Below are 22,108 nucleotides of genomic sequence, written 5' to 3'. Positions count from 1 at the left end.
AGAGCTTTTAACAAGCGGAAGGATCCTCGGCGAGGACATATCCGGCACCTCGAACGGTATGAATGAGCTTAGGTTCGAAGTCGCGGTCGACTTTTTGGCGTAAGCGTGAAATGTGTACGTCGATGACGTTGGTCTGTGGGTCGAAGTTATAGTCCCAAACGTTTTCCAACAGCATTGTACGCGTGACAACTTTACCATGGTTGCGCATTAGATACTCAAGCAACCTGAACTCGCGTTGCTGCAAGTGGATTTTAGTGCTGTCGCGCCATGCTTGTCGGCGCTGCAAGTCGATAGACAAGTTAGCCACTTCAAGCTTACTCACCTCAGCAACATCGCCGCCTCGGCGGGCAATGGCTTCAATTCGAGCCAACAGTTCTGATAGGGCAAATGGTTTAGGCAAATAGTCATCACTACCCGCTTTTAACCCTTCTACGCGCTGTTCAACATCGCCTAATGCACTCAGCACCAACGCGGGTGTTTGATTGCCCTCTTGGCGCAATGTTTCAATCACTTCCAGCCCGTCGATTGCTGGTAGCATTCGGTCTACTACCATTACATCGTAACCACCATCACGCGCTGTGGCCAAGCCATCAGCACCATCGGCGCTATGGTTCACGTCATGACCATGCTCCGTGAGCCCTTCTACAATTAACTTAGCGACTGAAGCATCATCTTCAATGACCAAAATTTTCATCTACGCCCTCCTCGTTCCGAGCATCATAACAATGGTCGGTGTATTTGGCAGATTACCGGACCGTTAATAATACGCTCAATACTTAAAAATGGGTCTTTACCCTTCTAAGGCAGCGTAAAAATTCACTAAAACATCACAGAACGTTCATACCACGTCGGCAACCTTTAAATATTGATGGGAGGTAAATGATGACAACACAGCATGCCAACCCAAATGCGCTGGCCGTCACGGCTACCATTTTTGAGTTATTTGACCGCTTTGGTGAACGGACCTACAGCGATGGCACTTCGCTAGCCGAGCATAGCAAAGCATCGGCGATTGCCGCTAAGTTGCGCGGATTCGATCGTGACATGATTATCGCGGCGTTTTTACATGATATTGGCATGCTGCTCCCGCCAGGCCTACCAAGCAAACTAGGGCACGAAGTACTTGGCGCCGACTACCTGCAAGAATTAGGCTTTTCCAAGAGGGTGGTTGAAGTCGTGCGCGAACATGTGAATGCCAAACGCTACTTATGCACCATGCGCATGTACTTTTTTGACCAACTAAATGAACAGCAGCAACGCCGCCTGATTGAGCAAGGCGGCCCTATGCCAGAGCGCGAAGCGCGCTTGTTTGAGCACCACCCATATTTCGACGACTTGCTAAGGCTGCGCTCGCTAGAGGTAGCACAGCAAGCAAATGCCGCCGAATTCGATGGTCATTGGATGGCTGGTTTACTGCATCAGCATTTAAGCCAATAACTGCTTAAGATTTTTCCGATAAAGCCTCAACTTGCGCCTGCAGAGCCGCTACCTGCTCGCGCAAGCTTTCAATTGCCGCCTGCTGAGCTTCTAGCTCATCTCGTTGCACCAAGTCCAACTCGTTAATTTTAGCCTGTACCAGGGCTTTGATCGTTGCTTTGGCATCATCAGAAAGCTTCTGACCATGGCTCATTACTTGCCCTAAACCATCAGCAATTTGTTCGAAGAGTTGCGGGTTAGGTTTCATATTGCCTCCAATTGGTGCATTGCTCAAATTTTGTGCGCCTTCATTGTGCACGTTTTTCTAATTTACCACTAGGCTATGCTCGAAGCCTAGGAAATTCGCGGTCTTGGCAAGTTGGCACACCTTATGCTTTAGGGCAGCCGACAAGAACAAACGTTGAAGTTTGCATCATCATTAGGAGCTAACCATGAAACTCGTTACAGCTATCATCAAGCCTTTTAAGCTTGACGATGTACGCGAAGCCCTCTCAGAGGTAGGCGTGCAAGGTATCACTGTTACAGAAGTAAAAGGCTTTGGTCGCCAGCAAGGGCACACAGAGCTATACCGCGGCGCTGAATACGTCGTCGACTTCTTACCGAAAGTAAAAGTAGAAGTTGCCATCGAAGACAGCCAACTAGACGCCGTACTAGATGCCATCACTAAAGCATCGCACACCGGCAAAATTGGCGACGGCAAGTTGTTCGTGACTGCCGTAGAACAAGCCATTCGTATTCGTACCGGCGAAACCGGCAACGAAGCGCTTTAACAGTTAAAGAGTTAGTTGGAGATAATCATGGAAACGCAAGTTTTAGAATTACAGTATGCGTTGAACACCTTTTATTTCTTGGTGTGTGGCGCGTTAGTTATGTGGATGGCGGCTGGCTTCTCAATGCTAGAAGCAGGTCTCGTTCGTAGCAAGAACACCACAGAAATCCTTACCAAAAACATCGCTTTGTATGCTGTTGCTAGCATCATGTACCTAGTATGTGGTTACGCGATCATGTACGACGGTGGTTTTTTCCTAAGCGGCATTACTGGTGCAGGCGACGCAACTGACGCTTCATCTTACGCCCCGTCAGCTGACTTCTTCTTCCAGGTGGTATTCGTTGCCACGGCAATGTCTATCGTGTCGGGTGCAGTAGCTGAGCGTATGAAGCTATGGGCTTTCCTAGCCTTTGCGGTTGTGATGACTGGTTTCATCTACCCAATGCAAGGTAGCTGGACTTGGAATGGCGATGCTGTATTTGGCTTGTACACGCTAGGCGACCTTGGTTTCAGTGACTTCGCTGGCTCGGGTATTGTTCACATGGCTGGTGCTGCTGCAGCACTTTCTGGTGTGCTATTCCTAGGCGCTCGTAAAGGCAAATATGGCAAAGACGGCAGCGTTAAAGCGATCCCAGGTGCCAACCTACCTTTGGCAACACTTGGCACATTCATCCTTTGGATGGGCTGGTTCGGTTTCAACGGCGGTTCAGTACTTGCAACAGCTTCACAAGGCGATGCCAATGCGGTTGCAATCGTATTCTTGAACACTAACGCCGCCGCTGCTGCCGGTGCTGTATCAGCACTCATACTTGCTCGCCTATGGTTCAAAAAAGCTGACTTAACCATGGCATTAAACGGTGCGCTGGCTGGTTTAGTTGCCATTACTGCTGAACCATCTACGCCTACACCATTAGAAGCAACCATCTTCGGTGCAATTGCTGGTCTAATCGTCGTATTCGCGATTGTTACGCTAGACAAACTAAAACTAGACGACCCTGTTGGTGCAATCTCTGTACACGGTGTGGTTGGTCTGTTTGGCCTGTTGCTAGTACCGCTAACGAACGATGGCTCTTCTTTCTTCGGTCAAATTGTTGGTGCCCTAACTATCTTCATCTGGGTATTCGTTACCTCTTCTGTTGTGTGGTTTGCATTGAAAGCCATCTTCGGCATCCGTGTAAGCGAAGAAGAAGAGTACGAAGGTGTGGATATCGCCGAATGTGGTATGGAAGCATACCCAGAGTTCACTCGAAGCAAATAAACGCCCACTTTGCTTCTTTTTTGGGGTGCCTCGGCACCCCCTTTTTTTGCCTAGCATATTGGAAGTCGACGCATTGCAGATTATGCTGATAACAGACTTCAAAGGTTAGGAGAATTTTATGAAGCTGGTATCAGCCATCATTAAGCCATTCAAACTGGACGACGTGCGCGAAGCATTGTCTGACATTGGCGTGCAAGGTATTACCGTTACAGAAGTAAAAGGCTTTGGCCGCCAGCAAGGTCACACCGAACTCTACCGTGGTGCCGAGTATGTGGTCGACTTCTTACCAAAAGTAAAAGTTGAAATTGCCATTCGCAATGAAGACCTCGATCGCACGATTGAGGCCATTACCGAAGCAGCAGCGACCGGTAAAATTGGCGATGGTAAAATTTTTGTGACTGAACTTGAGCAAGTTATTCGTATTCGCACCAGTGAATCGGGCGAAGACGCGCTGTAACGCTTAATGCGCTTTTTGTGGTAGCGCTACAGCTTTCGTAGCGCTCCGCTTTGTTCCTGTGGTGCCAAGCTAGTACTTCATCCAAGCACTTTCCTGCTCAACGGGCGTAAAGCCGTTTTTCTTGTATAACTTTTCCGCCGCCGACCCTGATTCAGCCACAATCACTGCCTGCTCATACTGGGCTCTATTGAGCGCTTGGCGCAATAATGCGCTGGCAATACCTCTGCCACGATATTCCGCATGGGTTAATACCGATTGAAACCGAGCAATGCCATCGAAGCAGTACAAGCCTAAGGCACCAACGAGTTTATCACCGTCAAACGCACCCAAGTATTCACCAAAACTTGCTAATGCCTGATACCGATCGCGCCGTGTCTGACTGTACTCAAGGTAAGAATCGCCGTAGCTTTTGTTGTACTCAGCTAACTCAAGCTGTAACCACTGTGACCAATCATCGCTAGTGGTAATCGGGCGAAAAGTATAAGCGATATTGCTGAGCGATGGCGTATCGTTGCGGCTAAGCGTTGTGGTTTGATGTAGTTGATAACCTGCTTGCTCAAAGGCTGACTGATCTTTGACAACCTTGCCATGCCACGCAAGGGTGCGATGAACCGCATTGGGTAGGTAGTGCGAAAATATTTGCTCGGCAAGCTCTATGTGCGAACTGACCGGCGGCTGATCAAGCCAGATCATATTGCCATAAAAGTAAAGTGGTGCGTCTAGGCTTCGAATAAGGGTTGCCGCATCCAGCTTGTTTACCTCTAGGTTGTCGGCATTGATTCGCAAATCTGTGAACAGGCCTAGGCCATAATCTTTGGTGAAGGGAAGAGTCATGAGGAATCGGCCATACTAGCGTTGTAAAACGCCAGTATGGCCGATAATTATCCGCTTATTCAACTTTCAATAGCGCCATCTGGTCTCCTAGTCCTTTTGCACTAGCAGCCATGTCAGCAGCTTGGCGGGTATTGTCTTCTACGTTTTCGGCAATGACATCGGCCGAGTCACTGACCACAGTTGTGATGCGACCAATTTCGTCGTTTGCCTCGCGTTGCTGAGCGGCGGCATCGGCAATGCGTTGCGCCATTTGATTGATCTCTCGCACTTCGTTTGCCGCAGTCTCCAAAAACTCAGCCACTTTGCGCACATTGTCTGCCGTTTGATCCGCCATTTCTTTAGAGCGGTCCATAATGCTAACCGCCTTAGTCGTTTGGTTCTGCAATGACTGAATTTTCTTCTGAATTTCTTCAGTTGCTTCGTGAGTGCGCTGTGACAATGCTCGTACTTCATCGGCTACCACGGCAAAACCACGACCTTGATCACCAGCACGCGCTGCTTCAATCGCCGCATTCAGCGCTAGCAAGTTGGTTTGCTCGGCAATTTCTTGAATTGTATTCAGAATAGAACCGATGCTATCGGCTTCGGCATCCAACTGCTGAATCACTGTGCCTGCTTCATCCACTTCACCCATTAAGCGGCGCATGCTCTCACCATTAGCAAGCGCCTGGTGATTGGCTTTATCGGTAGCATCGGCAGAGCGTTGTGATGATTCTGCAGTACTCGAGGCAAAATCGGCTACTTCAGCCGAAGTCGACGACATTTGGTGCAGGGCTGCTGCCACTTGCAAAATTTCTTGTTTTTGCGACTGCACTTGCTCGTTATTCTCAAGTGCCGAGGACTCAATTTGTTGAGCAATGCCAATAAGCTCAACCGCGGTTAGTTTAGACTGCATTACGAGCTGCTGTACCGAGCCGGCAAACCGGTTAAAGCTTGATGCCAGCGACGATAGCTCATCTTTGCCTTTTACTGGTAGGCGGCGAGTCAAATCACCGTCAGCTTGCGAAGCGTTATCCATGGCTTCGGCCAGCACAGACAGCGGGCGCAGCAGTTGCTGAATCACGAAATAGGCAACCACAAGCGCCACAACCATCACAATTAACCCAACCAAAAGCATTTGATTAACAGCTCGTTGCACTGGCTCAGCGAGCGCTTCTTGCCTGTCTAGTGCGATGGCTAAGCGCCAAGAAGTCCCCGCAATTGGCATAATCTTCAGCAAATACTCAGCACCTAAATACTGTACCTCAATTACGCCATCCTCAGCAGAGGCAAATGAGCCTGTGATCGGCGACATGACATCGCTGATAACTTGGTCTAATTGATCTTCCCGCTGGTGAGCAAGAATGACATTGTTTTCATCAACCAACATGGAGTAGCCATTTGCTGGCAAGTCAACGGTGAGTACCTGCTCAACTACATAGTTTAACGTTTTATCAATACCGGCAACGGCCGCAATCTGCCCACCGTTTATGACAGGTGCTGCAAAGGTTACTGTTAACTCGCCACTAGACGCATCTCGATATGGCGGCGTAATAACTGCTTCACGGGCATTCGCTGCCTGTAGATACCATGGTCGAACCGTTGGGTCGAATCCCGGTGGTAAGTCAAACTGTGGGCGCAGCAAAAACTCTTTCGTTTCAGCAATTGCATAATAGGCGGCATTGGCAGTGGTGGAAGCCAACGCCTGCTCTAGCATCTGCACTTCCCTGTCAGGGGTGTACTCGGATATTAGGCCACTTAACAGCAGCTTGTTGGACTCCACCCAATATGCGAGGTTGCGAGCTGAGCTGTCGGTAATCGACCTCAGCTCGCGGTTAATGTTCTGGGTAAGATCGAAGGCACGCCCATTTGCCGATATAAATGTCATAATGGCAATCAAAATAACAATGACTAGGGCAACACCACCGAGTAGTTTTCTTCGTAGGGTCCACATGGTTCTCATGCTCCACTTGCGGTCGTTTTTTTAGTGTAGTTTGTATCGGACAAAACAGACTAAAACTTGAACAAAATTGGCGATTGGATTTTTGACACAGATTGGTCAGCAATTCGTCGCAAAATGTTCACAACGCTAGTATGCGGCTTTCCGGCGAGTGCTCACAGAGCCTGTGGAAAACTTTGTTGATAAGGGTTTTAAAGTGGCTGCAATGCCAGCAAATTCGGCACCCTTGTTAAATTGATCATTTTTTAACCAGACCAATTTACCCCTTTAAAATCAACAACTTAAAGATATCAATAGCACCATAACAGGTTTTATTAGGTTTTTTTTCCTTACATTCTTTGCATTGAGTTATGTACATTAAAATAAAAAAACTATTGACAATTGAATGATGTGAAAGAATGTAATTCACACACTGTTTGCGACGAGGTTGGCACGCGATGCATTACCGAGATTTAAGAGAATTTATTGCCGAGCTAGAGCGCCGAGGCGAGTTGGTTCGAATCAAAAAAGAGGTCGATCCAGACCTAGAAATGACAGAAATTTGCGACAGGACATTGCGCAAAAAAGGCCCGGCGATTTTATTTGAAAATCCAAAAGGCTATGACATGCCAGTGCTTGGCAACCTATTTGGCACGCCTGAGCGTGTAGCCATGGGCATGGGAGCTGAATCTCTAGAGGATCTGCGAGATATTGGTGAACTACTGGCTTATTTAAAAGAGCCAGATCCACCAAAGGGTTTTAAAGACGCCATCGAAAAACTGCCTTTGTTTAAGAAGGTGGTTTCTATGGCGCCTAAAAAGGTGCGTAATCCAGCCTGCCAAGAGATAGTTGTTGAAAAAGAAGACATCGACCTCGACAAGATTCCAGTATGGCGCTGCTGGCCAGGCGATGCCGCACCACTAGTGACTTGGCCGCTAGTGATTACCAAAGGCCCTCACCAGAGCCGCCAAAACCTTGGCATTTATCGCCAGCAAAAAATAGGTAAAAATAAACTGATTATGCGCTGGTTAAGTCACCGTGGTGGCGCACTAGATTTTCAGGCTTGGCAAAAAGCGCATCCGGGTGAGCCATTCCCTGTGGTTGTAGCACTTGGTGCTGATCCTGCGACAATTCTAGGTGCCGTAACGCCAGTGCCTGACTCACTATCTGAATATGCTTTTGCCGGCTTATTACGCGGACATCGCACGGAGCTTGCCAAAACAACTATTGGCGATTTACAAGTGCCGGCTAGTGCCGAGATTGTTTTGGAAGGCTACATCTACCCAGATGAAATGGCAGATGAAGGGCCATTTGGCGATCACACTGGTTATTACAACGAAGTTGATAGCTTCCCGGTATTTACCGTTGAGCGCATGACCATGCGGAAAGACCCGATTTATCACAGCACCTACACTGGCCGTCCACCAGATGAACCAGCGATCTTGGGTGTGGCACTAAACGAAGTGTTTGTACCGATTCTGCGCAAGCAGTTCCCTGAAATTGTCGACTTCTATTTACCGCCAGAAGGTTGCTCTTACCGCTTGGCCGTGGTGACAATGAAGAAGCAGTATCCGGGCCATGCTAAGCGCGTGATGATGGGTGTCTGGAGCTTCTTGCGCCAGTTTATGTACACCAAGTTCGTTGTTGTCTGTGACGACGACGTTAATGCTCGCGATTGGCAGGATGTTATTTGGGCAATGACCACACGCATGGACCCTGTACGTGATACGCACCTAGTCGAAAACACACCGATCGACTATCTAGACTTCGCCTCACCGGTCAGTGGTTTGGGTGGCAAGATGGGGTTAGACGCAACCAACAAATGGCCTGGCGAAACAGATCGTGAATGGGGCGTGCCAATTGTTATGGACGAAGACGTTAAACAACGTGTTGATGACATTTGGGATGAACTAGGACTCGACTGATGACACAACAACTGGCGCAGTTAGCAAACTTAGGCCCAAAGTCAGCGCAAATGCTCGTTGATGCAGGCATTAAAACAGAAGCACAACTGCGCCAGGTTGGTGCGATTGCAGCCTATGCACAAGTCAAACAGCAGCATCAAAATGCTAGCTTAAACCTGTTATGGGCATTGGAAGGTGTGCTGCAGAATAAACCTTGGCAAGACATCGCCAAACACCAGCGGCAAGAGCTAATTTTGGCGCTCGATGCGTATTATGAACTGCAAAAAATGGATTCAAACAATAAGGATTAACATGGCCACACGCGAGCAAATGGCGGAACGGTTTATTCAAATTGCCGAAGAATTAGAAGCCGCAGCGGCGCATTACCGCACCACAGCTAAACACTTTAACAATGCCGATGTTCCCCGTGCCGGCGCGCATGCACTGGCTGGGCAAGGCCATGTGGTCAATGCGCAAAACCAAATCAATGCAGCAGCGCAACAACATGCACTAAAATGTGTACCACATGCCGACTAACCAGACTGGCGAGGGATTATGCAATACGACCAGAACCATCATGTGCATGTAGCATCGCAAGCAGCCGGCATGGTTATTCTGAACAAAAAGCGGCAAGTGCTGTTGGTGAAAGAAGCGCAAGGCAGCAAAGCAGGTTTGTGGCATATTCCTTCGGGTTCAGTGGAAGCTGGCGAGTTACCCATACAAGCGGCCAAGCGTGAAGTTTGGGAAGAAACTGGCTTAACGCTGATTCCTCATTGTTACCTCGATACCTTTATTGGCCGCTTTGATGATGGAGAGCTGGTTAAGCGCCATGCCTGGTTGGCGTTTTATGATGGTGAGCTACCTGACCCAGACATGTCTGAAGAAATCGCTGCCCTGAAGTTTGTAGATCAGGCCGAGTTCGACCGGCTTTATCAACAAAATCAAATCCGAATGCATCACACCAAACTAATGGTCGAACTGGCATGGCAGTATATTGATGAACACCAATGAGCCGACTCTCGACGAACTCATTTGGCAGGCAGTTGCCAGCATTCCTGTTGGCAAAGTCGCCACATATGGCAGTATTGCCAAGCTTTGTGGCTACCCAAACCATGCTCGCTATGTTGGTAGAGCGTTAAAACAACTCCCCAAAGATTCCACCCTACCCTGGCATCGTGTCATCAATAGTCAGGGTAAAATTTCTTTTCCTGTCGATAGCGATAAGTACCTGCTGCAAAAGCACCTACTCGAAGCCGAGAATGTGATTTTCACCAATCAAAAGATTCGCTTAAAAGACTATATGTAAGGCAATGCCATTCACAGTGGTAGCCAGTTCGGCAAGATGTGAAAAGTATTTGGCTCCTCGATCAGCCTGGTAACCGGTTCAATAAATGCGCTAATGGGTGGTAATAAAAATGCCAAAGCAATTAACCCCAGCAGCTGAATTGCTACCAGCCATGGTTTACCAAAATCCGCTAGCTTAAAGGCGGTGCCAAAGGAGCGTTTGATTCTAACATCACTAATATCAACGCTATATAACTCATCGAGCAGTAAATGCACCAAACAGCCAACCACTAAAAATAACCCTACCAGCCAACTAAACAAGGCTGTAAAACCAAGATGGTGCATCATTACCACCGCGGCTTGGCCAAATATTGCAACGACCAATAGCGAATGAATGCTGCCCCTGTGCACAGTAAAGCGCTCGAAAATATTCATTAGCAGGTAACGCACAAGAATAAAAATAGCCAGGGCGCCCAACCACAATGAGATTAACGACACCTGCGGATGGACAATGACCAACCATAAGCCAATGATGGCACCAGCCAATAGATTGAACAGCACACGAATCGCTTTCGAATCGTCAGCATCAATATCTGGCAACATACCACCCACAGTGCCAGCAGACCACAAGCCAAGCGCTTCGTTAGGGGAGGCTAAGCCGAAGGTCATTGCACTGGTAGCTAATAGTGCACTAGCGCCAGCAGCAAAAGAAAAATGAGTATTAAAATTCGCCATATTTAGTCAAATCATCCGTTGTTTTCGCTGGCGAGATAATACGGATAAGGCCAGGCCAACACTAGGCATGTATGTGGCGAGGCGCTCAATGCAACATATTCCATTTTTTGAACTATGCTGACGGTTACGACAGGTAACAGGAACACCTTATGCCTAAATTCTCGGCCCAGAGCAGCATAACGATTAAAAAGTCTGCCCGCGAAATCATTGATGTAATTGCTAACTTTCAAACCTGGCCGACATGGTCACCTTGGCTAATTATGGAACCCAAATGCCGCGTTACATACGAAGGTGATATGGGAGAACCTGGCAGTAGTTATCAATGGCGAGGCGATATGGTTGGTGCGGGTGAAATGACACTGACCGAGATTACCGACACAGGCATTTCATGCGAACTGCTATTTATAAAGCCTTATAAATCACGTGCACATGACCGCTTTACCTTGCAAGAAACTGAGCAGGGTACAATCGTCACTTGGTCGATGAGTTCTAGCCTGCCTTGGTTTATGTTTTGGATGACCAAATCGATGAGTGAGTTCATTAGTATGGACTACCAGCGAGGGCTGTTAATGCTGAAGTCATTGTTAGAGGAAGGTAAGGTGCCTAGCCGCCTATCTGCAATTGGCGACCAAACAGCTAGTAGCCTTTGGTACATTGCACTAGAAGCGACCGCTACAACTGATCAATTAGGCGCAGTGATGGCGAAAGACTTCACTAAACTAGCCAACTACTTTGCTGCCCAGCACCTACATGCTACCGGCAAACCATTTGCGTTGTATTTTGATATGGATATGCAAACTAGTCGCTGCACTTTGCACAATTGTTTGCCCGTGGCACAGCAGCACGATGTGGACCCACCATTTATTTGTGCTCAACTACCCACCAAAGAAACGTTTGCCGTTGCACATACAGGCGCATATGGCTTTGTTGGCAATGCTTGGTCGTTTGCCATGATGCTTGCGCGCCATAAGAAGATTAAAACAAATAAGTCTCCTATTGGGCTAGAGCGCTACGTGAGTGATCCTAGCGACGTTGCACCGGACGACTTGGTGACTGAAGTAGCACTGTTTAAGAGGCTCTAACTGAGATGAAAGCCCTGCAGCATTTTCACTATGGTGGTATTGAGCAACTGATTTGGAAAGATATCCCCAAGCCAACCATCAAACCAACAGAGGTGCTAATAAAGCTAGAGTCTTGCTCATTGAATGCATCGGATGTGGAGCTACTGACTGGCAAACCTGCTTATGCGCGGGTGTATGGGCTTCGCAAACCTAGAGTACACTGCCTGGGATCGGATGTCGTCGGCACTATTGTGCAGGTAGGTGACTATGTTCATGACTGGCATGTAGGCCAACGTATTGTGGCAGATAACTTTGACCATTTCGGCGGACTGGCGCAGTTTGCTGCAATTCCGGCTAAGCGCCTAATCTTGCTGCCAGACAATGTGTCCATTGAGCAAGCAGCAGGTTTACCGCAGGCGGGGGCCATTGCACAGCAAGCCATGGCAAAGCTGCCACCATCCGCTGAGCGGGTACTCATTATTGGTGCCGGAGGGGGTGCTGGTCATATCGCCGTGCAACTAGCGAAACGACATCAGCTGTTTGTAAGCGCCATTGACCACGCCAGCAAGCTGGAAATGATCGAGCAGTTAGGTGGTGACCAACTGATTGACTATCAACAACTAGAACAAGCCGATCTGAAAGCACCCTACGATTTAATACTAGACTTAGTCGCAAGCCTACCTTACTCATTTTGGCACCGCCAGCTCTCTCCTGGTGGGCAATATTTGTTAGTGGGTGGGCCACTCAAGCACATATTGAGCACCGCATTGTTCAGCCCTCTCAAAGCCAAGTTGCAACACAAACACTCCGGATTATTAGCCTTAAAACAGCACCCAGAAGGCATAACAGAGCTGCTAAACCTTTTGGCAACTGGCCAGCTGCAAGTCAATGTTGATGAAGTTTTTAGCTTTGACTCCGCCATCAATGCCTTCGCTAAGCAGCTTTCGGGTCTAACCAAAGGCAAGGTTATTGTTCGATTTGACTAACTGTGGCTGAACAAAATTGAAATATCGGTAGCAAACGGCTTAAGCTGCTAGCTAATTCCATATTTAGGACCCTACCATGCAAACAGCATTAGTCACTGGTGGCAGCATGGGTATAGATCATGCTTGCTAATCTAGACTATCAACCAACCGCGCAACAAATTGTCGACTGGATAAAAGCAGACCCGCAACGCATGTTAGCGCTAGAGCAAGCGGCAACATTAAATTTGCCGGATTGGTGCATTGCTGCTGGGTTCGTGCGCAATTTGGTATGGGATAAGCTGTATGGCGTGAGCACACCGCTGAACGACATCGACGTAATTTACTATCAACCAGCTGAGACAGCTGAGTCGCTAGACTTAGCTTTTGACCAGCAGTTATTAGCCATGTCGAACTTTGATTGGTCGGTAAAAAATCAAGCGCGCATGCATATTCGCAATCACGACGCCCCTTATACCAGCACGGCAAACGCTATGTGTTATTGGGTGGAAGTGCAAACCGCCATTGGCGTGCGCATGGCTAAGCGCGGCAAACTTGAACTGGTGGCGCCATTTGGGGTTGAACCTTTATTTAACGGCCGAATAGACCTAAATCCAAGGCGACCCAAAATCGACGATTTTAACGAGCGGGTAGGAAAAAAACGTTGGTTAGCAATCTGGCCAGCGCTGCGCGCGGATACCAGTTGTTTGGCCACTAGCTCTGTGCAACAAAGTCTTGCAGAAACTGCAGAAAATGACTGAGCAGTTCACTTTGGCTTAGCTTTTGTGGATAAAGCGCGTAAATATCGCGCTGGCCACTTTTATAGTCAGTGAGCACCGCTTGTAACTGGCCTGCCTGCACAGCTGGCTGACTTAGATAGTCGGGCAGTTTAATCACCCCCTCTCCTGCTATTGCGGCATTTAGCAGCATAAAGTTGTCGTTAATTACCATGCTTCCCGATGTTTGCACTGCAATGTGTTGATCACCTTGCTCAAATAACCAAGCTTGCAAATTAGGGTCAGATAAGCAGTTGTGTTGGCTCAACTCTGACGGTGAGCTGGGTTTACCAAATCTTGCCCAATAACTAGGCGCCGCTACAACTGCATGGCGATAGTGCATTAACTTTTTCGCCACCATATTCTCTGGTGGTGCATTCGTTGCGCGAATCGCTAAATCAAATGGCATACGCGTGAGGTCGTGATTTTGATAACCGGCATCAATTGCAAAGACTACGTCAGGGAACTGTTGGCGAAAGGCTTGGCAAGCGGGCAGCAAATAGCGCTGAGCAAAAATGGCGGCGCTGGTAATTTTGAGCGTGCCACTTACCTCGCTATGATGCTTGACTAGGCTGCGCTCAAGCTCCGTCACTTGCTGTTTTATTTGCTGCATACCCGCCAAAAGCGCCTGCCCTTCTGCGGTTAAGCGCACGCTGCGTGTAGTGCGAATCAACAAGGTTTCACCTAGCTGTTTTTCGAGCTGGCGAACTTGCTGTGATAAATAACTGGTCGAAATGCCCAACTGCTCGGCAGCTAAACGAAAACTAAGCTGCTCAGCCACCGCACTGAACAAGTAATAGCGTTCAAATTTTTTATGAGCGAGTGTTTGCATGATCATCCACAACTACAATGTATTATTTGTTATAGCAAACAATCAATTTACTAATCTAGGTTTAATGGCTTACCAAGGCTGGCTATGATGGGTAAAACCTCACAGGAGATTGTTATGGCGCATCCGTTTGAACAGATTGATTTTTTCCAAGGTTATTGGCGTACCGAGAGCTGGGGGATGGACGCGCAAGCGCTGTTAGCGTTTACCAAACAGCATATGGAACTTGGTATTTATGCAGTCGATCACGCTTGGATTTACGGCGCGCGTGATAGTTCGTGCGAAGCTCTCTTTGGTGATGCCATGGCACTCGATCCAAGTATTCGCCAGCAGCTCCATATTGTTAGCAAGTGCGGCATCGTACCGCCATCGGGTAACTGCGATATTGCCTACTACGATAGTAGCCGAGAAGAAATTCTGCGCTCGGTTGAAGAGTCGCTGACTCGGTTAAAAACCGACTACATCGACACGCTGCTTCTGCACCGACCAGACTTGTTACTCAACCCGGCAGAAGTGGCTGAGGTGTTCGAACAGCTGCATGCGCAAGGCAAAGTACGCTACTTTGGGGTATCGAACTACGCACCTCACGAGTTCGACTTATTGCAGCAATATGTGGACCAACCACTGATCACCAACCAAGTAGAAATCAACCTTGGCAATATGTATGCGCTAGAAGATGGCACGCTCGCGCAAGCACAAACACTGCAACGCCGCCCGATGGCGTGGTCGTGCTTAATGGGAGGACGCTTATTTAATCCAGAATCTGAGCAAGATCATCGTATCGTTGCTGCCTTGCATCAGGTTAAAGAAGAAGTGGGCGCCAACAACATTGAACAAGTCGCTATGTCCTGGGTGCAGGCTCACCCTGCACGCCCTATTCCAATTATTGGCAGCGGTAAAATTGAGCGTGTGCGCGATGCGGTTGAAAGCAAAAACATTAAGCTCTCTCGCGAGCAGTGGTACCGTTTGTGGGGCGCGTCAAAGGGCCACGGCGTGGCCTAATCTTGCAAGCGCGCAATTTTTGTACAATACTGCGCGCTTCATTTCCCCTTTTTGGTGACCGCACAAATGAACAACTAACCCCTAGAGCGCCTTTACACGTTTGCACCACTTTCATGGTCACTCGCGCTCGCCCGCATCTGATTTGTTTATCATTCGCAGGGGTTGGTTGTCTTCGTTGCTTGTTTACTGAAACAAGCAACATCTCTATCGCTGATTTAGCACAGCTCCTGCTTTCAAAATTTTCTAGGTTTTGGGAGCGCATATGACCGCCATTCAATTTTCACAACTGAGCTATCAACACCCTAACGGTGAAGCTGTTTTTCAAAACCTCAGCGAAAGCATTGCCACTGGCTTAACGGTTATTACGGGTGACAATGGTATTGGTAAGTCTTTACTACTGGCCTCCCTAGCGGGCAGACGGGGCGGCAACATCAAAGGACTTATCAGCCAACAAGTCGAGTGCTTTTATTTAGGGCAGCATGCTTTAGATAACGCCGCAACCGTAGCGGACGTTATTCAGATTCGAGACAAACTAGCAGCGCTTAAGCGTATTGAACAAGGTAAGGCTTGCGAGCAAGATTTTGAGTTAATCGGCGATGATGACTGGCTGCTAGCCGAGCGGTGGCAGCAAAGGCTGGCTAGCCAAAATATCGGTTTATTCGATAGCCTAGACCAGCTAAGTGGCGGTCAGCGCACGCGCCTTGTTATTAAGTTGCTTAAACAGACCTCACAGTTTTTGTTGCTCGATGAGCCGAGCAATCATCTAGACCAAGCGAATCGCGTTTGGCTTGCTGAAGCGTTAGCAAGTCATCAACCCGGTGTGCTGGCTATTAGCCATGACCCTATTCTGCTAGATGCTGCACAGCGCATTATTCACTTCGACCACCAAGGCTTGCACAGCTACAGTGGCGGTTTTGCCGCTTATCGCGAGAATCGCCAGCGCCAGCTTGCTGGCGTGCAAGCGAAAATAGAAACCATCGAGCGCCAGCAAAAGCAGATAGCCAAGCAGCACCAGCTAGCACGTGAACGAGCGGAACAAAGGCAAAAGCAAGGTAAAAAGTTGGTGCGCGATGGCAGCCAAAGTAAGATGCTAGGCGATTTTAAGGCCGACAAAGCGAGCAAAAATCAAGGCAATCGAGAGCAAGCATTTGCCCGTTTGCAGCAGCAGCTAGAAACTGAAAAGCCAGCCTCCCAGCAAGCACATGTTAATCGTTTGCACGCCAACCAAGCCCATTATCACGACTATTGCATGCTGCAAAATGTCATATTGCCGTATGGCAGACAGCAGCCAATCAGCTTGAGCATACGAACCGGTGACCGCTTATGGCTAGCAGGCCCCAATGGCAGTGGCAAATCCACCTTGTTGAAAGTATTAACAGGGCAGCTTGAAGCGATATCGGGAGAACTACGACGACCGAAACAGCTAGTCTATGTTGATCAACAGGTGTCACTGCTGGAACCAACAAGCACCGCTAAGCAGTTTCTGGCGCAGTTCACACCCGAGTTGAGCCAAACTGACCGACAAACCTTACTAGCAGGTATCGGCCTGCGTCGTGATCGCGCTGACTTATTAGTTGGTCAGTTAAGTGGCGGCGAGCGAATGAAGTTAGCACTCGCTTATGCGAGTCAAACTAGTGCTGTTTTACTGTTGGATGAACCGGACAATCACCTTGACCTGCAAAGCCAAAGTGACCTTGCGCACCTAATCAATCAGCTCGCCAATGCTGTGGTAGTGGTAAGTCATAACAAGGATTTTGTTAACCAGATCGACGGCCTTAAAATACTCAGTTTGGCATGAGCTAAATTGTTTAACCTTAGTTGAGTTACCGCTGTGGGTAGTTGTGCCAAAAGATATTAGCCCATAAGCTATCGCCTATCTGTCAATTAAAAGGATAAATGCAATGGATAAGCGCTCTGCATTGGCCACAAGCATATTGCTGGCACTAGGCTTAGCTGGCTGCACTGATGCTCCGGTAGGCGAGCAGCAAGCAAGCAGTGCTAAATACCAATTAAGCTGGACACCCCCAACGGCAAGAGTTGATGGCACCGCCCTCAATGAGCAAGACATTGCTGGCTACCATATAAAGTGGACCAACACCGCTAATGGCACTAGCGCAATTATTGAGTTGGAAGCTGAAAAGACGACTTACCTTGCCGAACTCGAACCTGGTAATTACAACTTTGAGATCGCAGCCATTGATAAAACTGGCCGCTTAAGTCAGTTTGTAAAACCACAGTAGAGCTTACAATGAAAAGGATTTTATTCACCACGCTGCTGGCGACCCAAGCGCTTAGCGGTGAGCTTATCTTTGAAGCCACATTCGATGACCAGCCGGATTGGCACTCTGGATTATTGCAGAATGCACTCAATCCATACGGCATGAATGACTCAAGGTACTTTCCTGACGCGCCGGTTGATACCGGCCAGTCCATTCGCACACATGACTGGGCGCCTAATGGGCACCTGATTCCAGAAGGGTTTTTCTCAGTTCGACAAGCCGGGCAAAACTATAGCCCCCGCAATGGTCACCCAGATCATCATGAGAACATCGAAATTCTGGCGAGCAATGCCGACAAAGCGCGAGGCAAGCAAGGCAAATCAGTGGTGTTTTGGTGATGAACACATGTGGGTCAAGATGGGGTTCTACGTGAAGATGAACTCAGCACCGGATGTTGAGGATGGTGTACTGATTCAATGGCTAAACGGTCGCCGCTTACTCACCTTGGACAACATTCCTTATGTGCGCTCTGGGCGCCACGATGGCGATGCACAAGATACCCTAATTGACCCAACTGGCATGGCGAAGTGGAACCTCGTGTCGATCGGCGGCAATGATTACTTTCATTCATGGCCAAAAGAGTCAATGCGTGAAGAGTGGTTCGCTATTGATGACTTGCAAATTTACGACGGGCTACCGGCACACGCCGATGTTGATATTAACGGATTCGTTTTTCCGCCACTTAACCCAAGTCACTTCAATGTTGAACAAGTATCGCCATAGGGCCTTTAAATGCGCTTGAGAATTTGGATTTGTACCATTGTAATGATGACACTGGCCGCCACGGCAAGTGCCCAAGAACCTCACTTAGCCTTTAGTGACCTTATTTCCGGCCCTCAGACAGGATTATCAGATGGCTTAGGCGAAGGGGCAATTATTACCATATGGGGCAATCGCTTTGGCGATCAAAAAGGTGATGTTTGGCTTATCGATAGCGATGGACAACGCCACGATGCAGCACATATTTATTATTGGCGCCGAGCTGATGGAGAACTGCCAGGCGGGCCTGCTAATCTGTGGCGCTCTCATCAAATTTATGAAGTTGCGTTTTCTTTGCCACGCTCTTTGCCCGATGGCGAGGCAGAGATTCACTTAGCCGACGCATCTGGCACTCCAAGTAATAATACGCTGGCATTTACCGTGCGCCTGGGCAATATCTATCACGTTACCGACTCGGGCAGCCCTAGTAATGATGGTTCTTTCACCGCGCCCTGGCGCTATATCAGTGCTTACCGCTTCGGGGGCGGCTCAGCTGGCAATGGCCGAGTTGAGGCCGGTGATATTGTCTATAGCCATGGGGTACGAGAGATCAGCGAGCAATTCGCAAACGCAGATCGTGGTCGCGCCGGTATATGGGTCGTTGAAGTAAATGGAACCGCCGATAAGCAAGTCGCTTTTGTTAGTTATCCAAATACACAAGCATTTGCATCAGGCCCAAACTGGGGCATTCACCCGTACTTATCTTCGGGGTTAGTGTTTTCTAAGTTTCATGTGGAAGTGGGTCATATTGATGAGCCGCCACCCGGTAGCCCAGTCATAGGCGTATCTAATGCGAGCAACTCTAATGAGAACATTCGCGCCAGCAAAAATGGTCGAATTATTGGTAACTATCTTGTGGAGCGCCCAGGTAAATGCGCCACGGGCTTCGCAGGCGCCATAGTTGCCAATGGCTACAATGCTAGTGGATTAAAGGCGTTTGGCAACCACATATTTGACCATGGTTGCGACCAAACGTCCCATTTTCAACATACCACCTACATCACTATCCGAACGGATGCCATCGACGACCAAGGCAATACTCGTGAACCATTGGATGGTTGGGAGTTTGGCTGGAACTTTTTAGAAGACAATAAAGCGAAATTTGGGCTGCACTTTTATGATCAATGGAATGCACATTTTGAGCGCTGCTTGAACTTCAAGCCTGGCTCGGTGTTATCTGCCCACAATAATGTCATCATCAACCAAAAAGGGTCGGCGATAAACATTCGTGCCGGCGGTCGTACCATTGATGGTGTGCACCAGCCGTGTTGGAATGTCGATGGTGAAATCTACAATAACCTCATCATTAATGCGGGCCTGGGCCCCGTTGGCGAAGAAAACAATGGCACGTCGCCACAAGGCATAACGGCTGGCGCAGCGATCAATGGCAACTTTAACATTTATAACAACACCATTTCTCGTGTTTCGGATCCCAGTTCACGTAGCTTCCCACGTGGCGGTGGCATTCAGTACAACACCCCTTACGCCATCGCGCTCAGCTCTAGTCAGGGAGCAACGTTTACTGTATCCAATAACCTGGTCTACTTAGACTACCCTGCCCCTTATGTTGCCTATTCAGCGGATGAAAACAGCACACTAAACCTGTCAAACAACCTTTGGTACAACCAAGCTGTGGCCAACAACCCTAGTTTATTTAAAGCAAGCTTCCTTGAGCACTTACCAGTCGATAGCGAAATTGCCGACCCGTTAATAATCAATGAGCTTCCACTACACATCGCCACCGATTCACCCACTTGGACAGGTGGCAGTTCAGAACCGGTGCCAAACTTTGACTTAGCTGGTATACCAGTTGGAAAAAACCCACACCGTGGTGCAAAAAATGATTACATGGGTTATCAAATTCAGCCGCCAGCGAACTTTTCTGTTCGGCGCATCGAATAACACTAACCATTTGGGAGTCGCTTATGTTTGCACATATTTACTCAACTTCCCTGCTGCTTGGCAGCAGTCGGCTGCTAGCCATTTTACTTGTACTAATGGCCGCTGGTTTGAGTGGGATTTATTACCACAGTGATGTAGCAGAGCCGACTGCCGATTTGATTTGGGCAACCATGTATTCGCTATTAGCTATGTTCAGTGCGATTGTTGGGATGGCGAGTATTTATAACTGGTACTACCAACTTCCGGGCGCGCTCGCTCCGCGCCAAGCTGTTGCTTTTGTTGTTACAGCCATTGCATTCGCAATGGCGTCATATAAGTTTACTCAACGCCACAAGAAGTTTTAAACACTAAACCTTTTACAGGCTGTGCGCAGCCCTTGCGCTAGATCGGTTACTTGCTGAATCTGAGAAACCAGTTGCTGCGTTGCCGTAGCGTTGTCGTTGGCAGCGCCTGAGATTAGCGTAATCGATTGATTCATATCTTCTGCAACATGGCTTTGCTCTTGCGAACTTGCTGCTACCTGAGCATTGCGACTGTTGATTTCAGCAATAGCACGCGTAATCGCTTCCAATACTGTTGCCACAGAGCGGCTTGTTTCGGTGCTCTGTTTCACCACATCTACAATGCTAGAAACATGGTGACTGGCCTGTTCTGCTTCATTTTGCAGCGCTTCAATTACCGATACTATCTCGCCTGTACTGTCTTGTGTTTTAGATGCCAGCGACCGTACTTCATCTGCTACCACAGCAAAACCACGGCCTTGCTCACCGGCACGGGCCGCTTCGATGGCAGCATTTAGTGCCAGTAAGTTTGTTTGCTCTGCAATACCTTTAATGACATCAATCACCGAAGAAATGTCACCAGCTTTTTCTTTCAGGCTAAACACCCGCTGATCAACCTCTGCTACTCGCCTGTTGATATCCTCTGCTTGATTAACGGCGGTGGTGATTTGGCCTTCTGCTTGCTGAGCCTGCTGATTCGTCATATCAGCTTGCTCTGCTGTCTCATTGGCATTATTGGCAACCTCTACTGCGCTACTAGACATCTCTGTCATCGCAGTTGCTAATGCATCGGTTTGCAAAGACTGCTCTTGGCTACGCTGACTCATACGCTGACTTTCGGAACTAAAGTCAGTCGCCAAGTCTGCAACCGAATCTGCTGCCACCTGAATATCACTAATCAGTGTTCTGATACTAGCAATCAGCTTATTGGTTTCTCGTGCAACCTCAGCCAGCTCATCTTTACCGTTTTCCGTAAGATGAACTGAAAGGTCACCTTCCGCGACCACCTTTAACTCACGCTTAAAACAAGCAACCGAACGGTTGACCAACTTAGAAACCCATAGTGCGATCGCAAGTGCAGTAGCTAGAAGAATGAGCGGAACAAAAATGAGAATATTGGTGATAGTTTGACTCAAGCCTGCAATCGTCTGGTTAGTCATGACAATCACATTGTCGATAACGGCATTAACATTGACCATCGACCCTACCACGCCGGGGTTAAACTGGTTGTGCAATCCTTCAACGTCATTGCTCCAGGTGCCCCGGTAAGCATTGATTACAGCAGAGTAGTTATTGATGTTACGTTCAATACTATTGAGGCCATCTAAAAGCGTTTGATCAGGGTTACCTTGTGCCGCTTGATTATTTCGAATGGTTTGAGCAAAACCATTAAAAACCGCCATCGCCGCCTGCCAACGCCGTTTCACATCGCTAGGGTTAGCGTTAGTGCGCATCTGTTCTTGTATGTTTAGGATCTCAATATTTAGATCTTTCACCAAGACAATATTGGGGATGGTATTGTCGGTGTACTGAGCAATAATTTGCTTGCTACTATTAAAGCCCCAATTCCCCACCAAAGCGGTACCTATGGTACCGATTGCCATAACCACTACAATCAACCAAATCTTTTGCCTGATGCTCATTCGCCTCTCCACCAATAC

Annotated in this window: 26 protein-coding genes; 19 read left to right on the top strand and 7 right to left on the bottom strand. The window is 48.3% G+C overall.

From position 1 onward, the window contains the following. Window positions 1–7: 7 nt before the first annotated feature. Window positions 8–694, bottom strand: a complete 687-nt coding sequence (locus DUW71_RS08405) for a winged helix-turn-helix domain-containing protein (RefSeq protein ID WP_119394804.1) — start codon at window positions 692–694, stop codon at window positions 8–10. 185 nt (window positions 695–879) lie between these two features. On the opposite strand from DUW71_RS08405, the gene DUW71_RS08400 reads away from it, so the two are divergent. Further along, window positions 880–1,437: an HDIG domain-containing metalloprotein gene (locus DUW71_RS08400; RefSeq protein WP_119394803.1), complete on the top strand. Its 558-nt coding sequence runs from the start codon at window positions 880–882 to the stop codon at window positions 1,435–1,437. Window positions 1,438–1,441: 4 nt separating this feature from the next. Here DUW71_RS08400 and DUW71_RS08395 read toward each other — a convergent pair whose 3' ends face one another. After that, window positions 1,442–1,684 (bottom strand): accessory factor UbiK family protein, encoded by a 243-nt coding sequence (locus DUW71_RS08395; protein ID WP_119394802.1) that lies wholly within the window; start codon window positions 1,682–1,684, stop codon window positions 1,442–1,444. Window positions 1,685–1,868: 184 nt separating this feature from the next. Here DUW71_RS08395 and glnK (DUW71_RS08390) point away from each other — a divergent pair, with 184 nt between their 5' ends. The 3 genes from glnK (DUW71_RS08390) to glnK (DUW71_RS08380) all read left to right on the top strand — a co-directional run bounded on the left by glnK (DUW71_RS08390) (window position 1,869) and on the right by glnK (DUW71_RS08380) (window position 3,921). Next, window positions 1,869–2,207, top strand: a complete 339-nt coding sequence (gene glnK, locus DUW71_RS08390; protein WP_119394801.1) for a P-II family nitrogen regulator — start codon at window positions 1,869–1,871, stop codon at window positions 2,205–2,207. A 27-nt stretch (window positions 2,208–2,234) separates the two neighbouring features. Continuing rightward, on the top strand, window positions 2,235–3,464 hold the full coding sequence (locus tag DUW71_RS08385) for an ammonium transporter (protein ID WP_119394800.1): 1,230 nt from the start codon (window positions 2,235–2,237) through the stop codon (window positions 3,462–3,464). 118 nt (window positions 3,465–3,582) lie between these two features. After that, window positions 3,583–3,921 (top strand): P-II family nitrogen regulator, encoded by a 339-nt coding sequence (glnK, locus tag DUW71_RS08380; protein WP_119394799.1) that lies wholly within the window; start codon window positions 3,583–3,585, stop codon window positions 3,919–3,921. A gap of 69 nt (window positions 3,922–3,990) precedes the next feature. On the opposite strand, the gene DUW71_RS08375 is transcribed toward glnK (DUW71_RS08380), so the two are convergent. Both DUW71_RS08375 and DUW71_RS08370 read right to left on the bottom strand, forming a co-directional pair. Beyond that, a complete protein-coding gene (locus DUW71_RS08375; protein ID WP_119394798.1) occupies window positions 3,991–4,755 on the bottom strand; it encodes a GNAT family N-acetyltransferase in 765 nt (254 codons plus the stop codon). Window positions 4,756–4,810: 55 nt separating this feature from the next. Beyond that, the gene (locus DUW71_RS08370) at window positions 4,811–6,688 is read right to left on the bottom strand and encodes a methyl-accepting chemotaxis protein (protein ID WP_158583939.1); all 1,878 of its coding nucleotides are present in this window, start codon (window positions 6,686–6,688) and stop codon (window positions 4,811–4,813) included. Between the two features lie 443 nt (window positions 6,689–7,131). Here DUW71_RS08370 and ubiD point away from each other — a divergent pair, with 443 nt between their 5' ends. From ubiD to DUW71_RS08345, 5 genes are read left to right on the top strand one after another with little or no spacing between them, the layout of a single operon-like run. Beyond that, a complete protein-coding gene (gene ubiD, locus DUW71_RS08365; protein WP_119394796.1) occupies window positions 7,132–8,598 on the top strand; it encodes a 4-hydroxy-3-polyprenylbenzoate decarboxylase in 1,467 nt (488 codons plus the stop codon). Further along, a complete protein-coding gene (locus DUW71_RS08360) occupies window positions 8,598–8,888 on the top strand; it encodes a TfoX/Sxy family protein (protein WP_119394795.1) in 291 nt (96 codons plus the stop codon). Before ubiD ends, DUW71_RS08360 begins: the two co-directional genes overlap by 1 nt. Before the next feature lies 1 nt (window position 8,889). Further along, entirely contained in the window at window positions 8,890–9,114 is a 225-nt protein-coding gene (locus DUW71_RS08355; RefSeq protein WP_119394794.1) for a hypothetical protein, read from the top strand. Window positions 9,115–9,132: 18 nt separating this feature from the next. After that, the gene (locus tag DUW71_RS08350) at window positions 9,133–9,588 is read left to right on the top strand and encodes an NUDIX domain-containing protein (RefSeq protein ID WP_119394793.1); all 456 of its coding nucleotides are present in this window, start codon (window positions 9,133–9,135) and stop codon (window positions 9,586–9,588) included. Then, entirely contained in the window at window positions 9,575–9,883 is a 309-nt protein-coding gene (locus tag DUW71_RS08345) for an MGMT family protein (RefSeq protein ID WP_119394792.1), read from the top strand. The genes DUW71_RS08350 and DUW71_RS08345 overlap by 14 nt, the downstream gene beginning before the upstream one ends. 11 nt (window positions 9,884–9,894) lie before the next feature. On the opposite strand, the gene DUW71_RS08340 is transcribed toward DUW71_RS08345, so the two are convergent. Continuing rightward, window positions 9,895–10,596: a metal-dependent hydrolase gene (locus DUW71_RS08340; RefSeq protein ID WP_119394791.1), complete on the bottom strand. Its 702-nt coding sequence runs from the start codon at window positions 10,594–10,596 to the stop codon at window positions 9,895–9,897. 149 nt (window positions 10,597–10,745) lie between these two features. Between DUW71_RS08340 and DUW71_RS08335 the strand changes: the two genes are divergently transcribed. From DUW71_RS08335 to DUW71_RS08325, 3 genes are all read left to right on the top strand, one after another. Beyond that, window positions 10,746–11,678, top strand: a complete 933-nt coding sequence (locus DUW71_RS08335; RefSeq protein ID WP_119394790.1) for an SRPBCC family protein — start codon at window positions 10,746–10,748, stop codon at window positions 11,676–11,678. Window positions 11,679–11,683: 5 nt separating this feature from the next. Continuing rightward, on the top strand, window positions 11,684–12,643 hold the full coding sequence (locus DUW71_RS08330) for an NAD(P)-dependent alcohol dehydrogenase (protein WP_119394789.1): 960 nt from the start codon (window positions 11,684–11,686) through the stop codon (window positions 12,641–12,643). Between the two features lie 119 nt (window positions 12,644–12,762). Next, complete coding sequence (locus DUW71_RS08325; protein WP_119394788.1) at window positions 12,763–13,380, top strand: nucleotidyltransferase family protein; 618 nt, start codon at window positions 12,763–12,765, stop codon at window positions 13,378–13,380. Here the strand turns inward: DUW71_RS08325 and DUW71_RS08320 are convergent. Continuing rightward, entirely contained in the window at window positions 13,334–14,227 is an 894-nt protein-coding gene (locus tag DUW71_RS08320) for a LysR family transcriptional regulator (protein WP_119394787.1), read from the bottom strand. The two genes, DUW71_RS08325 and DUW71_RS08320, sit on opposite strands and share 47 nt — an antisense overlap. A gap of 114 nt (window positions 14,228–14,341) precedes the next feature. Here DUW71_RS08320 and DUW71_RS08315 point away from each other — a divergent pair, with 114 nt between their 5' ends. From DUW71_RS08315 to DUW71_RS08285, 7 genes are all read left to right on the top strand, one after another. Further along, window positions 14,342–15,226, top strand: a complete 885-nt coding sequence (locus DUW71_RS08315; RefSeq protein ID WP_119394921.1) for an aldo/keto reductase — start codon at window positions 14,342–14,344, stop codon at window positions 15,224–15,226. Between the two features lie 262 nt (window positions 15,227–15,488). Then, window positions 15,489–17,024, top strand: coding sequence for an ATP-binding cassette domain-containing protein (locus DUW71_RS08310; protein ID WP_119394786.1), 1,536 nt, complete (start codon window positions 15,489–15,491; stop codon window positions 17,022–17,024). A gap of 103 nt (window positions 17,025–17,127) precedes the next feature. Continuing rightward, window positions 17,128–17,466: a fibronectin type III domain-containing protein gene (locus DUW71_RS08305; protein ID WP_119394785.1), complete on the top strand. Its 339-nt coding sequence runs from the start codon at window positions 17,128–17,130 to the stop codon at window positions 17,464–17,466. Between the two features lie 8 nt (window positions 17,467–17,474). Beyond that, on the top strand, window positions 17,475–17,843 hold the full coding sequence (locus DUW71_RS08300; protein ID WP_119394784.1) for a hypothetical protein: 369 nt from the start codon (window positions 17,475–17,477) through the stop codon (window positions 17,841–17,843). A 7-nt stretch (window positions 17,844–17,850) separates the two neighbouring features. Continuing rightward, complete coding sequence (locus DUW71_RS08295) at window positions 17,851–18,228, top strand: hypothetical protein (RefSeq protein WP_158583938.1); 378 nt, start codon at window positions 17,851–17,853, stop codon at window positions 18,226–18,228. Window positions 18,229–18,237: 9 nt separating this feature from the next. Then, window positions 18,238–20,166 carry a hypothetical protein gene (locus tag DUW71_RS08290; RefSeq protein WP_119394782.1) on the top strand — a complete coding sequence of 643 codons (1,929 nt, stop codon included), beginning with the start codon at window positions 18,238–18,240 and terminating at the stop codon, window positions 20,164–20,166. Between the two features lie 23 nt (window positions 20,167–20,189). Then, window positions 20,190–20,510 (top strand): hypothetical protein, encoded by a 321-nt coding sequence (locus DUW71_RS08285; RefSeq protein ID WP_119394781.1) that lies wholly within the window; start codon window positions 20,190–20,192, stop codon window positions 20,508–20,510. On the opposite strand, the gene DUW71_RS08280 is transcribed toward DUW71_RS08285, so the two are convergent. After that, window positions 20,507–22,090 carry a methyl-accepting chemotaxis protein gene (locus tag DUW71_RS08280; RefSeq protein ID WP_119394780.1) on the bottom strand — a complete coding sequence of 528 codons (1,584 nt, stop codon included), beginning with the start codon at window positions 22,088–22,090 and terminating at the stop codon, window positions 20,507–20,509. The two genes, DUW71_RS08285 and DUW71_RS08280, sit on opposite strands and share 4 nt — an antisense overlap. Window positions 22,091–22,108 lie beyond the last annotated feature (18 nt).

This window comes from Salinibius halmophilus (genome assembly GCF_003577475.1).
GTDB classification, from domain to species: domain Bacteria; phylum Pseudomonadota; class Gammaproteobacteria; order Pseudomonadales; family Natronospirillaceae; genus Salinibius; species Salinibius halmophilus.
Note: the sequence above shows the minus strand (reverse complement) of the source record. Positions and strands in the feature narration are given on the sequence as shown.